The sequence below is a fragment of the Plantactinospora sp. CNZ320 genome, from assembly GCF_002846275.1.
In genome coordinates, this window is record NZ_PJMP01000001.1 from 5925264 (window position 1) to 5938411 (window position 13148).

Annotated in this window: 11 protein-coding genes; 4 read left to right on the forward strand and 7 right to left on the reverse strand. The window is 71.5% G+C overall.

Going from position 1 to position 13148, the window contains the following annotated elements; genetic code table 11:
* Window positions 1–10: 10 nt before the first annotated feature.
* Window positions 11–820, reverse strand: coding sequence for a hypothetical protein (locus CLT71_RS26575; RefSeq protein ID WP_101369515.1), 810 nt, complete (start codon window positions 818–820; stop codon window positions 11–13).
* A gap of 527 nt (window positions 821–1347) precedes the next feature.
* On the reverse strand, window positions 1348–3045 hold the full coding sequence (locus CLT71_RS26580; protein WP_101371801.1) for a phospholipid carrier-dependent glycosyltransferase: 1698 nt from the start codon (window positions 3043–3045) through the stop codon (window positions 1348–1350).
* Window positions 3046–3192: 147 nt separating this feature from the next.
* Between CLT71_RS26580 and rsmI the strand changes: the two genes are divergently transcribed.
* Window positions 3193–4053, forward strand: a complete 861-nt coding sequence (rsmI, locus tag CLT71_RS26585) for a 16S rRNA (cytidine(1402)-2'-O)-methyltransferase (RefSeq protein WP_101369516.1) — start codon at window positions 3193–3195, stop codon at window positions 4051–4053.
* A 19-nt stretch (window positions 4054–4072) separates the two neighbouring features.
* Here rsmI and CLT71_RS26590 read toward each other — a convergent pair whose 3' ends face one another.
* The gene (locus tag CLT71_RS26590; RefSeq protein WP_101369517.1) at window positions 4073–5068 is read right to left on the reverse strand and encodes a hypothetical protein; all 996 of its coding nucleotides are present in this window, start codon (window positions 5066–5068) and stop codon (window positions 4073–4075) included.
* 211 nt (window positions 5069–5279) lie between these two features.
* On the opposite strand from CLT71_RS26590, the gene metG reads away from it, so the two are divergent.
* Window positions 5280–7082 (forward strand): methionine--tRNA ligase, encoded by a 1803-nt coding sequence (metG, locus tag CLT71_RS26595; RefSeq protein WP_101369518.1) that lies wholly within the window; start codon window positions 5280–5282, stop codon window positions 7080–7082.
* Between the two features lie 76 nt (window positions 7083–7158).
* On the forward strand, window positions 7159–8019 hold the full coding sequence (locus CLT71_RS26600) for an SAM-dependent methyltransferase (protein WP_199187729.1): 861 nt from the start codon (window positions 7159–7161) through the stop codon (window positions 8017–8019).
* Between the two features lie 127 nt (window positions 8020–8146).
* Here the strand turns inward: CLT71_RS26600 and CLT71_RS26605 are convergent, their stop codons facing one another.
* Complete coding sequence (locus tag CLT71_RS26605) at window positions 8147–9028, reverse strand: DUF6236 family protein (protein ID WP_143743627.1); 882 nt, start codon at window positions 9026–9028, stop codon at window positions 8147–8149.
* Between the two features lie 56 nt (window positions 9029–9084).
* Here CLT71_RS26605 and CLT71_RS26610 point away from each other — a divergent pair, with 56 nt between their 5' ends.
* Window positions 9085–9990 carry a TatD family hydrolase gene (locus CLT71_RS26610; RefSeq protein WP_101369521.1) on the forward strand — a complete coding sequence of 302 codons (906 nt, stop codon included), beginning with the start codon at window positions 9085–9087 and terminating at the stop codon, window positions 9988–9990.
* 17 nt (window positions 9991–10007) lie between these two features.
* Here CLT71_RS26610 and CLT71_RS26615 read toward each other — a convergent pair whose 3' ends face one another.
* The 3 genes from CLT71_RS26615 to CLT71_RS26625 are packed head-to-tail and all read right to left on the reverse strand — an operon-like array spanning window position 10008 to window position 13146.
* Window positions 10008–11090: an Lrp/AsnC family transcriptional regulator gene (locus CLT71_RS26615; protein WP_101369522.1), complete on the reverse strand. Its 1083-nt coding sequence runs from the start codon at window positions 11088–11090 to the stop codon at window positions 10008–10010.
* Entirely contained in the window at window positions 11087–11971 is an 885-nt protein-coding gene (locus CLT71_RS26620) for an alpha/beta fold hydrolase (RefSeq protein WP_486483463.1), read from the reverse strand. The genes CLT71_RS26615 and CLT71_RS26620 overlap by 4 nt, the downstream gene beginning before the upstream one ends.
* An 8-nt stretch (window positions 11972–11979) precedes the next feature.
* Window positions 11980–13146 (reverse strand): M24 family metallopeptidase, encoded by a 1167-nt coding sequence (locus CLT71_RS26625; protein WP_101369523.1) that lies wholly within the window; start codon window positions 13144–13146, stop codon window positions 11980–11982.
* Window positions 13147–13148 lie beyond the last annotated feature (2 nt).

A 13148-nucleotide genomic window follows, 5' to 3' on the forward strand; every position in this document is an offset into this window, starting at 1 on the left:
CGGTCGGCGGTCATCGGGGATCGGCCCGGCGGGTGACGCCCGACTCCCCGGAGCCCGGATCCGGTGCCGGAGGGGTGGGAGTGGCGGTGGGCTCGGTGTTCGGCTCGGACGGAGCCGGGGTGGCCGGGACCGGCGGTGCGGAGGTCGGCATCTGCGACTCGACCGGGTTACCGGGCCGGGCGGTGGGCGGCCGGACCGTCGCGGTCGGCACGACGTCCGGGCTGAGGCGCCCGCCCTGACCCGGAGCGGTACGCCGGCCGGTGCTGGACGGCGCCGGTGCCGGGGTGCCGGTCGGCGCGGTGCCGGTCACCGTCGGTTGGGCCGGCGTGCTCGCCGGTGTCGGGGACCTACCCACCTGATCCGGAAATGGGATCAGGACCTGCGGAAACGTCGAGCCGACGGTGAGGCTCACGCCGACCAGTGCCGCGTACCCGAGTCCGAGCACGCCGGCGGCGTACGTCAGGTTGCGCAACCACCGCGAGCGGCGGCCGGTGCTGTCCACGAAGATCGGCGCCGCCCCGGCGTCGGCTTCGACCCGCCGGAGCAGCACCGTGGGCTCGTCACCGGCCCCGGGCGCCGCGTCCTCGGCTGCTCGGTCTTCGGAAGCGCCGTCCTCGGATGTTCCGTCTTCGGAAGCTCCGTCTTCGGTTGCTCGGTCCTCGGAAGCGCCGTCCTCGGTTGCTCCGTCCTCGGATGCCGCGTCGGCGGTGTGGGTCGGACTGTCGTCCCGCACGTTGCCGGCCGTCGGCTCGGCCGGGGAGGTGTCGTCGTCGGGGCCGCACGGCGCGCGGCTGTCGTGCGGGTGGTGCTTCCTGAGCATCCAACGATCGTATGGATCAAAGAAACCCCAGCGTACGGGCGATCGCCTGACGATGATCGGCGTCCGGTTGGGACTGTTGACCGGTCGGCCAGAGGCCGTCGGACGCATCGCCCGGCCGGCTGGGCGAACAGGATGGTCGGGCCGGTCTAGACCGGGAGGTCTCGGGTCGATCGGGCCGGTTCGGGTGGCTCATGCCCGTCCGGGCGCTCTGTCTCATGTATCCGTTGTGCTCGGCGGTGCTTGGGTCGGAAATCTGACTCGACACCACCCGTTGTGCCGCTGATCCGGGGTGGTTAAGCTCCTTGGTGCGCGCCCCAATCGCCCGCTTCCCCCGTGGCAGGCGATCGGGGCGCGCACCTATGTCCGGCCCTTGGCCGTTCGGCCCTTGGCTGTTTGACCCCTGGCGCGCCGGCCGCACTTTCCGCCCGCCGCCCGTGCCCCGCACCGGCCCTTGGGCTGGGCGCGCGAACGTGCCGGGCAGGCCCCGAAGGGCCACCCGGCCGTCCCGGTCGACTGTCGTGCGGGGGTCAGATCCAGCGGTTGCCGAGCCACATCCGGCTCGACCACTCCGCGTACGGCAGGATCTGCCCCACGAAGATCGGATAGAAGTAGGCGAAGCAGATCGCTACCAGCAACACGTACGTGCCGGCGACGACCGCGCCGATCATGCGGCGGTCACTGGTCCGGCCACCGCCGTCACCACTGCTACCGCCGTCGCCGCCGCTGCTACCGTCATCACTGCTACTGCCGCCGTCGCCGGCCGAAGCGGCGGGCGGATCACCGCCGACCGGGGCGTCGGCCGGCGCCGGGGACCGGGCCGGGCCGGTGATCACCCCCAGCACGTAGGTCACGGCCAGGATCATGAACGGCACCACCGGTGCGACGTAGAAGAAGAACATCGTCCGGCCCTGGAACGCGAACCAGAACCACGGCAGCAGGCCGGCGGCGACCGGCAGCAGGATCGCCGGGGCCCGCCAGTCCCGCCGGGCCAGGCCCAGCCAGGCGAGCGCGGCCAGCGCGGGCAGGAACGACCACCACAGGATCGGGGTACCGAGCAGCAGGATCTCCGTCGCGCAGCTCGGAGCCCCGCAGGCACCCTGGTCGGACCAGTGGAACGCGACCGGCCGGCCGAGCAGCAGCCACTGCCACGGCCAGGACTGGTAGACGTGTTTGTCGTCCAGACCGGAATGGAAGCTGAGCGCCTCCTGGTGGTAGTGCCAGAGGTTCTGCAGGCTGCCGATGACCGGCAGGCTGGACTGGCCGGTGTCGGCCCGCCAGTTCCGGAAGTAGCCGTTGTCGCTGGCGAACCAGCCGGACCAGGTGGCGAGGTAGACCAGCACGATCAGCACCCCGGCGCCGAGCAGCCAGAGTCCCTCGTCGACGAAGGTGTCCCGCCACGGCCGGCGTACCCCGGCGGAGCGCCGGGTGCCGACCTCCCAGAGCACCACCAGCAGTGCGAAGACGGGTACGAAGTACAGCGCGCTCCACTTCACCCCGAACGCGCAGCCGAGCATCACGGCGGCGAGCAGCCGCCACCACGGCACCCCGTCGGACCAGCGGAACGGCGGCCGGTTGTGCCGCCCCGGCTGGCTCGGGTCGATGCCGGACTCGATCGCCCGCAGCCAGCGCCTGCGCCGGACGTCCCGGTCCACCACCAGGGCGCCGAACGCGGCCAGCACGAAGAACATCAGGAAGATGTCGAGCAGCGCGGTGCGGGAGAGCACCAGGTGGAAGCCGTCCAGCGCCATCAGCAGCCCGGCGGTGCAGCCGAGCACGGTGGAGTGGAACATCCGGCGGGCGATCCGGATCAGCAGCAGGACCGAGAGGGTGCCGATGGCCGCGGCGGAGAACCGCCAGCCCAGCTCGTTGTAGCCCCAGATCTGCTCGCCGATCGCGATCATCCACTTGCCGAGCGGCGGGTGCACCACGTACGCGGCGGTGTTGTTCTTCTCGTCCCACTCGATGCCGCGCAGCAGCAGGTTGTGTGCGTCGGTGGCGTAGTAGATCTCGTCGAAGATCTTGCCCTTGGGGCTGCTCAGCCCGACGAAGCGGAGGATGCCGGCGATCAGCACCACCACGGCGGTGGCCAGCCACGACCACGGTTCGAGCCGGGCGTCGAACGGGGCCAGCCGGCGGCTGATGATCGCCGGTATCCCTCCGCCGCGGCGCTCGGGGCGCTCGCTGGTGGCCGTCCCGCTCGGGGTGGCCGAGAACACCTCGACCACCGGAGCCGGCGGCGGCCCGGCGGTGCCCGGGCTCTCGGTCTGCGCTGTCGACGCCAGAGTCACCCCGTGATCGTAGGCTGCGATGGTGTGAAACGGGGCACGACGCTCGCTATGTGCGATGACAGTTATCGATGAAGGAGTCAGCTGGTGGGAAAATCGCCCGGTAACGGCCGGCTGATCCTGCTCGGGGCGCCGCTCGGCAACCCCGGCGACGCCTCGGCCCGGCTGCGGGACGCTCTCGCCGACGCCGACGTCGTCGCTGCCGAGGACACCCGCCGGCTCACCCGGCTGGCCCGGGACCTGGACGTGACGATCACCGGCAGGATCGTGTCGTACTTCGAGGGCAACGAGGAACGGCGTACCCCCGATCTGGTCGACGCCGCCACGGACGGCGCGCTGGTGGCGCTGGTGACCGACGCCGGCATGCCGAGCGTCTCCGACCCCGGCTACCGGCTGGTCCGGGCCGCGCTCGACGCGGGCGTGCCGGTCAGCGTGGCACCCGGCCCGAGCGCCGTCACCACCGCGCTCGCCCTCTCCGGCCTGCCCACCGACCGCTTCTGCTTCGAGGGGTTCCTGCCCCGCACCGGCGGTCCCCGCCGGGCCCGGCTGCGCTCGCTCGCCGCCGAGGAGCGCACCCTGGTCTTCTTCGAGGCGCCGCACCGGGTGGCCGGTGCGCTCGCCGACCTCGCCGCCGCGTTCGGCGCCGACCGGCCGGCGGCGCTCTGCCGCGAGCTGACCAAGACCTACGAGGAGGTGCTGCGCCGCCCGCTCGGCGAGCTGGCGACCTGGGCCGCCGACGGCGAGCCGCGCGGCGAGATCACCCTGGTCGTGGCGGGTGCCCCGGCGATCGCCACGCCGGTCCCGGCCGCCGCCGACCTGCGGGCCGCGGTCGCCGAGCTGGAGGCCGGGGGTACGTCTCGACGCGACGCCATCACCGCGATCGCCACCGAGTACGGCCTGCGCAGGCGGGACGTCTACGCCGCCGTGCACCCCCCGACGTCGGGCTGATCGGCGGCGGCTCGACGGGTCAGTAGGCGGCGACCAGGAAGCCGGCGGTGAGCAGCAGCGGGCCGGCGACGCTCACCAGTACCCCGGCCCGCCGGTTGCGCGCACCCGGCAGCCGTAGCGCCCCGGTGCTCCAGCCGGCTCCCACGCAGCACAGCAGCACCATCCCGGCGCCGAGTACCCAGCGCAGGTGCAGCAGGCCGGTCCCGTCGCCGACGTACGCCTTGCCGCTCTCCGCGCCGGTCATCCGGCCGGTGAGCCGGCTACCGAACTCCCGGTGCGCCCCGTCGACCCCGACCAGCCGGACGTCGTGCACCCGCAGCAGGCCGTTGTCGGCCCGAAAATCACCCCGGCAGTGCTGCGCCAGCCCTCCGCCGGTGCAGGTCTCCACCGTCGCCGTGCCCAGTTCGCCGTGCCCGAGGGCGAGCCAGAACGGTTCGGCGCTGACCCAGGCGAAGAAGCTGGCGACCAGGGAGCAGAGGATCATGCCGGCGAGCCCGAGGGCCGGGTTCCGCTGCCGCTTCGGCGGTCGGGGTACCCGTTGCCGGGCGACGGTCGCGTCCGGATTCTTCGGCCGGCCGTACCAGGTCCTTGGGGTCGGCTGCACGGGAGTGCCGTCCCAGTGGACCTCCTCGATCGGCAGCCAGAAGTCGTCCTCGCCGGCCGTCTCCGGGTCCGCTCCCGAGGCGGTCGGCAGCGCGCCGGTCGGCCCGTTCCAGCTCGGTGTCGCCCGGGGTGCCCGCTGGGGCAGCATCGCGAGCGGGGCGCCGGTGGTCGGCTCGATGCCGGACGGGCCGGCGAGGGTGCCGGGCGCGCCGAGCCAGGCGGAGCCGAGCGCGGGCGTGACACCCCGGAACGGTCCGGCCGGGGCGGGCTCGTGGACCGGGACGGGTCGCTGCTGCGGCGCCGGTGGCCCCGCCTCCGCCGCAGACGTGCCCTCGGCCGCCGCCGGTGGCTGGGCCTCGGCCTCGGAAGGGCGCGTTTCCGCTGCTTGCTGGCGACCCTCGTGGCCCGTCACCAGTCAATTGGACAACGCTGGTCCGGCTGGGGCGGGCAGCCCGAGTCGCGTGTCGAAGGAGAAAAAAGTCGGATATCAGTCTGAATATTGGCAGGTTAGGCGATCTTTCCGCTAAACGACCATCGATGCCCTGCCCGCCGTACCGCCCCGCCGGCCCCGGGTACGGCGTTGGTTCGCGGTACTCCGACGGCGGTCACTAGGCTTGCTTGTCATGAGTCACGTTCTCGCGGCGGTTGCCTGGCCGTACGCCAACGGCCCGCGCCACATCGGCCACGTCTCCGGCTTCGGGGTCCCCTCCGACGTGTTCAGCCGGTACATGCGGATGGCGGGACACGACGTACTCATGATCAGCGGCACCGACGAGCACGGCACGCCGATCCAGGTGCAGGCGGACAAGGAGGGGGTCACCCCGCGCGAGCTGGCCGACCGCTACAACCGGGTGATCGTCGAGGACCTGCACGGGCTCGGCCTCTCCTACGACCTCTTCACCCGGACCACCACCCGCAACCACTACGCGGTGGTGCAGGAGCTGTTCGAGACGCTGCACCGCAACGGCTACATCGTCCCCAAGGTCACCATGGGGGCGATCTCCCCGTCCACCGGGCGTACCCTGCCGGACCGCTACATCGAGGGCACCTGCCCGATCTGCGGTTACCAGCACGCCCGGGGCGACCAGTGCGACAACTGCGGCAACCAGCTCGACCCGATCGACCTGGTCAACCCGCGATCGAAGATCAACGGCGAGACGCCGCAGTTCGTCGAGACCGAGCACTTCTTCCTCGACCTGCCCGCCTTCGCCCAGGCCCTGGCGAAGTGGCTGGACGGCCGGGAGGGCTGGCGACCGAACGTGCTGCGCTTCTCCAGGAACCTGCTGGACGACCTCCAGCCCCGGGCGATCACCCGCGACCTGGAATGGGGCGTACCGATCCCGCTGGAGGGCTGGCGCGACCGCAGCGACAAGCGGATCTACGTCTGGTTCGACGCGGTGATCGGCTACCTGTCGGCGTCGATCGAGTGGGCCCGGCGTTCCGGTGACCCGGAGGCGTGGCGGCGCTGGTGGGCGACGGACGCCGAGGGGAAGGACGCCCGGGGCTACTACTTCATGGGCAAGGACAACATCGTCTTCCACTCGGTGATCTGGCCGGCACTGCTGCTCGGCTATGACGGTGAGGGCGACCGGGGTGGCGAGCCGGGCGGTCTGGGGCGGCTCAACCTGCCGACCGAGGTCGTCTCCAGCGAGTTCCTGACCATGGAGGGGAAGAAGTTCTCCTCGTCCCGGCAGGTAGTGATCTACGTACGCGACTTCCTGGCCCGGTACGACGCCGACGCGCTGCGCTACTTCATCGCCGTCGCCGGCCCGGAGAGCCAGGACACCGACTTCACCTGGGCTGAGTTCCTGCGCCGCAACAACGACGAGCTGGTCGCCGGCTGGGGCAACCTGGTCAACCGCTCGATCTCGATGGCCGCGAAGAACTTCGGCGCGATCCCGCCGATCGACCCGGCCGGACTGACCGAGGCCGACGAGGCGCTGCTCGCCACCGCGCGGGCCGGGTTCGGCACTGTCGGTGAGCTGATCGCCAAACACCGGCAGAAGCAGGCGATCGGCGAGGCGATGCGGGTGGTCGCCGAGGCGAACAGGTACCTCTCCGAGCAGGCACCGTGGAAGCTGAAGGGCGAGGCCGACAAGTCCCGGATGGGTACCATCCTGCACGTCGCGCTCCAGGTGGTCAGTGACGCCAACACGCTGCTCACCCCCTTCCTGCCGCACTCGGCGCAGCGGGTGCACGAGCTGCTCGGCGGGACCGGGGTGCACGCGCCGATGCCGTCGATAGTGGAGGTCGACGACCTCGACGGCGGGCCGTCGTACCCGGTGCTGACCGGCGACTACACGGTCGGGGCGCGGTGGGAGTCGGTACCGGTCGAGGCGGGCCGGGCACTGTCCGCGCCGAAGCCGGTCTTCCGCAAGCTCGACCCGTCGATCGTGGACGAGGAACTCGCCCGACTCGGCGACTGAGCCGGCCCGCCCGGTACGATTCCTCATCCCCACTTCCCCTCTAGTCGGAGACGGTGTCAACTGTGGAGCTGGTGTCGTGACCGCGCCCAATGACGGAAGCAAGCCGCAGATCCGGCAGGACGTGCCCACCCCCGCACGGATGTACGACTACTGCCTCGGCGGCAAGGACAACTTCCCGGTCGACCGGGCGGCGGTGCTTGCCGTACACAAGCAGTTCCCGGAGGGTGTGACCGAGGCCCGGAACAACCGCCTCTTCCTCTACCGGCTGGTGCGTTTCCTGGCCCGCGACGCCGGGATCCGGCAGTTCCTGGACATGGGCAGCGGGCTGCCCACCCAGGCCAACGTGCACCAGGTGGCCCAGCAGTTCCAGTCGGACGCCCACGTGGTCTACGTCGACAACGACCCGATCGTGCTGGCCCACGGGCGGGCGCTGCTCGCCGACGACCGCACCACCACCGTGATCGCGGCGGACATGACCGACACGGAACGCGTCCTCGGTGACCCGGAGACGCGCAAACTCATCGACTTCTCCCAGCCGGCCGCGGCGCTCTTCCTCTCCATCGGGCACTCCATCGTCGACGACGCGGCGCTGCGCGACATGCTCGTCACCGTCTGGGAGGCGCTCGCCTCCGGCAGCTACCTGGCCTTCTCCCAGGTGTGCGGGATCGACCAGGCCACGGTGGACGAGGGCAACGAGATGACCAAGCGGCTCGGCCTGGCCTGGCGTAACCGCACCACCGACCAGGTCGTCGAGCTGATGAGCGCCCTGACGGGCGCGGAGCTGGTGGAGCCGGGGCTGGTGAAGGTGGTCGACTGGCGTCCGGACCCCGAACAGCCCACGCTGTCGCACGTCGACGAGCCGCTGCGGCCGTACCTGGAGTCGCCGCCGGAGAACCAGCGTTCCATGGAGTGCGGCCTCGTCTTCCGCAAGCCCTGACCCGCACCCGCACCCGATCGTGTCCAGCGGCGATGCGGCGTAGTCCATTCTCGGCGAGGTGCCACGGAGTCACCTTGGTGACTTCGTGGCACCTTCGCGGATCGACCCATCGGTCGACGGCGGTCGGTCATCGGCGGCCCGGTCGGCGGGGGATCGCCCGCCGGATGGCGGATCGGACCTGCGCCACGGTGTCCGACGGACCCAGCTCGTGCCGCAGGTTCAGCAGATAGCCGGTGGGATGGCCGGCGAGGGCCTGCCTGCGCTGGTCGAAGGCGCTGCTCATCGCGCCTGCCAGGCATCCGGCGACGATACCCGCGCCGGTGACGGCCGACGGCAGGTGAGCAGCATTGGCCAACACACCCAACGCCGCCGGCGGTGCGAGCGTCTGCAGACTGAGTACGGCTCGGACCGGCGCGAGTCCGAGTCGACCGAGCGTGCGTTCCATCTCCGCGAGCGGGTGGGCGATCCGGCTCTGCACGTGGTTGCGCAGCTTTGCCGCCCGCACCTCCGGATCCCGGACCTCGCTGATCGCCACGAAGTCGGGGGCGAGCGAGTCGAGGAACTCGCGATACTGCAGCAGTTGCGGCAGCAGCCGCCGCCGCGCCTCGATGATCCGTTCGACCGGCACGTCGGCGAGGTCGCGCGGAAGCACCGTCGCCAGCGCCGCTGTCCCGTACCTGCCGATCAGCTCGTCCTGGTACCTGTCGAGGAAGTCGTAGAACAGCACGTCGATCTGGGCTTCGGTCTCGGCCCGCTGTCGCCGGTCGTAGAAGTGGTCCGCCCTGGCGAGCATGTCCTCGTCCACCCAGGTCCACCGGCCCCAGTCGGGCCGTACGTCTATCACGAAGTCGAGTTCGTCCCTGAGCCGTTTGACGGTGTCGGAGTCGCGCAGGCCGGAGTAACTCTCCGGACGTATCCGGCCGAGCTGGGGCCAGTGCAGGGCGGCGGCCTTCACCCACTCGTCCCCGGGCAGGTTGACGTACGGGAAGTAGAGCGCGACGTCACTCACGCAGAACACAATGCCTGTTCGGGGTCGTACCCGGAAGCGACGCCGGATGATGTGTGATGCTGGCAGCGATGAGTCAGCAGCCGACCGAGAGCCGCCGGGCGCGGGCCGCCCGCCGGGCGCGGGAGTTTCCACCGGCACCGGAGCCACTGCCGGTCCCGGTGATCGACAGCCACACCCACCTCGACATCACTTTCGCCGAGGACGGCGCCCCGGAGGGGACCGACCGACCGGGTGATCGGGTGGCGGCAGCGATCGAGCTGGCCACCGGGGTCGGGGTGGACCGGTTGGTGCAGGTCGGCGTCGACGTGGCGTCGTCCCGGTGGGGTGCCGAGCTGGCCCGGCGGCAGCCGGCGGTGCTGGCCACGGTGGCGCTGCACCCGAACGAGGCACCCCGGTTGGCCGATCTCGACGAGGCGCTGCGCGAGATCGAGTCGCTCGCCGCCGAGGATCGGGTACGCGGGATCGGCGAGACCGGGATGGACTTCTTCCGTACCGGTGACGACGGCCGGGCGGCCCAGGAGGCGAGCTTCCGGGCGCACATCGCGATCGCGAAGCGGTACGCCAAGCCGCTGGTGATCCACGACCGAAACGCGCACGCCGACGTGCTGCGGATCCTCGATTCCGAGGGTGCCCCGGAGACGGTGGTGCTGCACTGCTTCTCCGGGGACGCCGAGTTCGCCACCGAGTGCGTCCGGCGCGGCTACCTGCTGAGTTTCGCCGGCACGGTCACCTTCGGCAACGCCGCCGGGCTGCGCGAGGCGGCCCGGGTCACGCCACTGGACCAGATCCTGGTCGAGACCGACGCCCCCTACCTGACCCCGATGCCGCACCGGGGGCGGCCGAACGCGTCGTACCTGATTCCGCTCACCGTCCGCTCGCTGGCCGAGACGACCGGCGCCGACCTCGACGAACTCTGCGCGGCTATCTCCGCGACCGGCGATCGGGTCTTCGGCCCCTGGTGACAGTCACCCCGACCGGGTCACGCCGGCGTCCGCCGGCTCCGGGCGGAGCGGCCGTTGCCGGACGGCGTACTGGCGGTCGACTGGGCCGGCACCGGGCCTGCGCCGCCGGACTCGGCGGCGAGTCGCCGGGCGGCCCACGGTGTGATCACGAAGCCGCGCTTGACGGTGAGCAGTTGTACCCCGGCCGTCCACGCCTGGATGCCGTCGATCCCGCCGAGGGTCTTGGTGGTGAACTCGAAGACGTCGGCGTGGGTCGGCAGGATCACCTCGCACATCAGCGACTCCTGGCCCAGCGTCGCGGCGACGTAGCGGACGCCACGCAGCGCGGCCAGTTCCCGGGCCACCCCGTCGAGCCGGGACGGCGCCACCGAGAGCCAGAAGAAGATCTCCGCCTCGAAGCCGAGCGCCGTCGCCGGAACCAGCGTGATCACCTGTACGCAGCCGGCGGTGTACAGCGACTCGAACCGCCGCCGTACGGTGCTCTCGCTGACGCCCAGCCCGCCGGCCACGGCCTGGAAGCTGTTGCGGCCGTCCTCGCGGAGCGCCGCGATTATGAGTTCGTCGAGTTCGTCGAGGTGCGCCGGCGGGCAGTCGTGCACCGGTGGCGGGGCGACGAGCTGGGGCTCGGTGCCGAGCAGGTGCCGGGACCACTCGTGGGTCGACTTGTAGGTGTGCAGGTTCAGGTCGGCGACGCTGCCCTGCACCCCGGGGATCTTCTGCAACCCGTTGAGCAGCACGCTGTGCAGGCTGGTCCCCTTCGGCACCAGTACCTCGGCCACCAGGTCGTAGACCCCGGTCACCACGGCGACGAAGCGGATCTCCGGCATCGCGGCCAGCGCCTGCGCGGCGGCGAGCTGGCTGCCGGCCGCGCAGCGGATCCGCACGATGAGCAGGTCGGCGGGCCCGCCGCCGGGCTGCGGCGCCGCGGCGACCTTGACCAGCCCGTCGGCGAAGAGCTGCTGCGCCCGGCGCGCCACGGTGGTGACCGAGGTACCGGTGAGCTGGGCGATCTCCGTCCAGCTCGCCCGGCCGTTGACCTGGAGCGCGGCGACGATGCGCCGGTCGGTCGGATCGAGGTCGTAGGTCTCGTCCGGGATCATGCCGGGTGCGCCGGTATCCCGGCCAGGAACTCCCGGACGACCTGCTGGAACAGCTCCGCCTCCTCCACTTGCGGCGAGTGCCCGGAGTGTTCGAAGACCACCAGTTTCGCGTCCGGGATCAGCCTGGCGATGGTCTCGCTGCACTCCACCGGCGTGATCCAGTCATGTCGACCCACGGTGACCAGGGTCGGGCAGGAGATCCCAGGGAGCAATGACTTGATGTCGTAGTTCGGCTGGTTCACGGCGAATGCGAAGTTGTGCGTGGCGTACCGGTACGGGGTGTTTTCGACTCGTTGCCGTACCTTGTCCCAATCCAGATCGTGGTCGTAGAGCGGCAGGATCTCCGCCCAGCAGTCCCGCAGGTCCTCGTCGTCCCGGACCGTGCCGGCCATGATCCGGTCCAGTTTGACCCGATCGATCTCCACCCGGGCCGAGGCGAGCGCGTTGCGCATCGCCAGCTCCTGGTTGGCGTTGTCGGCGGCGGTGTCCCGCAGCACCAGCGCGGCCACCCGCTGCGGATAGCGGATCGCGTACTCCATCGAGATGAAGCCGCCGTACGAGCCGCCGGCCATCACGATCCGCTCGGCTCCGATCCACTCCCGCAGCCCGTCCACGTCCGCCGCCCACTGCTCGTGGGTGAACGGCCCGTTCCCCTCGCTCGCCCCCGAGCCCCGGGCGTCGAAGACCAGCACCCGGTACTCGTCGGCGAAGGCCGCGAACGACGCCCTCGGCTCGGCCATCGAGCCCAGCCCCGGCGCGCCGTGGTGCACGATCATCACCGGCTTCTCCGACCCGTCACGCCGGTTCGGTGCGTCGTCGCCGAGCACCAGCACGTTGAGCCGGTTGCCGTTGATCTCCACCATCGCCGGTTCGCTGGTCATGCCCATGTTCATGCTCCGATCACGATCTCGTCGAGGTCCCGGGGGTAACTGGTGAGCCGGCGCGGCCCGTCGTCGGTCACCAGTACGGTGTCCGAGATCCGGTAGCCGGCGTGTCCGGGCACGTACACCCCGGGTTCGCTGGAGAGCACCATGCCGGGCGCCAGCACCGTGTCGTCGCCGTCGGCCACCCAGGGCGGCTCGTGGAAGCCGAGCCCGATCCCGTGCCCCTGCCGGTGTCGCAGGTAGTCGCCGAGCCCGGCCCGGCGGATCACCTCCAGGCAGGCCCGGTTCGCGTCCACGCAGCGGGTACCCGGACGCAGCGCCTCGGTGCCGACCTGCTGCGCCTGCCGCACCACCTCGTAGTAGCGGCGCTGCTCCGCCGTCGGCTCACCGAGCAGGAAGGTCCGCTCGCTCTCCACGAACCGGCCGCCGACCGCACACCCGAGGGAGAGCATGAACGGCTCGCCGTGCCGCAGCCGGTCCCCGCCGGGCAGCCGGTGCGGCTGGGCCGAGTTCGGGCCGCCGTACACCAGGCCGCCGGTGAGCATCGGCACCACCACGACGTCGTCGTGCTCGGCGTACATCTTCGCCGCGCCGTACCGGGTGACGTGTCCGGCCAGCTCGGTCTCGGTGGGCAGCTCGCCGCCACCGGAAAGCGCCGCGGAGACCAACCGGACCCCCTCGGCCAGCATCGCGTCGGCGATCCGGGCCGCCTCGACGTGCAACTCGATCTCCTCCGGCGTCTTGCGCAGCCGCAGCGTCCCGACCAGGTTCGTCGGCTCCCAGGCGGTGCCGGGGAAGGCCTGGCCGATCCCGGCGACCCGGGCGACCGAGGTGGACGGGGCGTAACCGGCCCGGACCGGTCGAGCCGGCACCGCGTCCCGGAGCACCGCCCACGGGCTCCGCTCACCCGGGAACTCCGGATAGACCACCAGGTCGGCGGCGGCCCGCTGGTCGGCGGCGTACTCCCGCTCCAGGTCCGGGACCAGCAGCAGCACGGCGCCGTCCCGGGCCAGGTAGGCGGCGACCGGGCGCTCGTTGGGGAAGTGCGCGAAACCCGTCAGGTACGCCACGTCGAGCGGATCGTCCAACAGCAGCGCGTCCAGCCCGGCCCGGTCCAGTTCGGCCCGTACGGTCTCGTGCAGGGTGGAGTAGAAGGAAGCAGCCAGTCGCACCG

Bases quoted from the DNA above. Each gene is read 5' to 3' on its own strand.
- CLT71_RS26620 (WP_486483463.1), bottom strand. From the start codon at position 11,971: ATGACCAGCGAACCGGCGATGGTGGAGATCAACGGCAACCGGCTCAAC.
- CLT71_RS26575 (WP_101369515.1), bottom strand. From the start codon at position 820: ATGCTCAGGAAGCACCACCCGCACGACAGCCGCGCGCCGTGCGGCCCC.
- CLT71_RS26610 (WP_101369521.1), top strand. From the start codon at position 9,085: ATGCTGGCAGCGATGAGTCAGCAGCCGACCGAGAGCCGCCGGGCGCGG.
- CLT71_RS26615 (WP_101369522.1), bottom strand. From the start codon at position 11,090: ATGATCCCGGACGAGACCTACGACCTCGATCCGACCGACCGGCGCATC.
- metG (WP_101369518.1), top strand. From the start codon at position 5,280: ATGAGTCACGTTCTCGCGGCGGTTGCCTGGCCGTACGCCAACGGCCCG.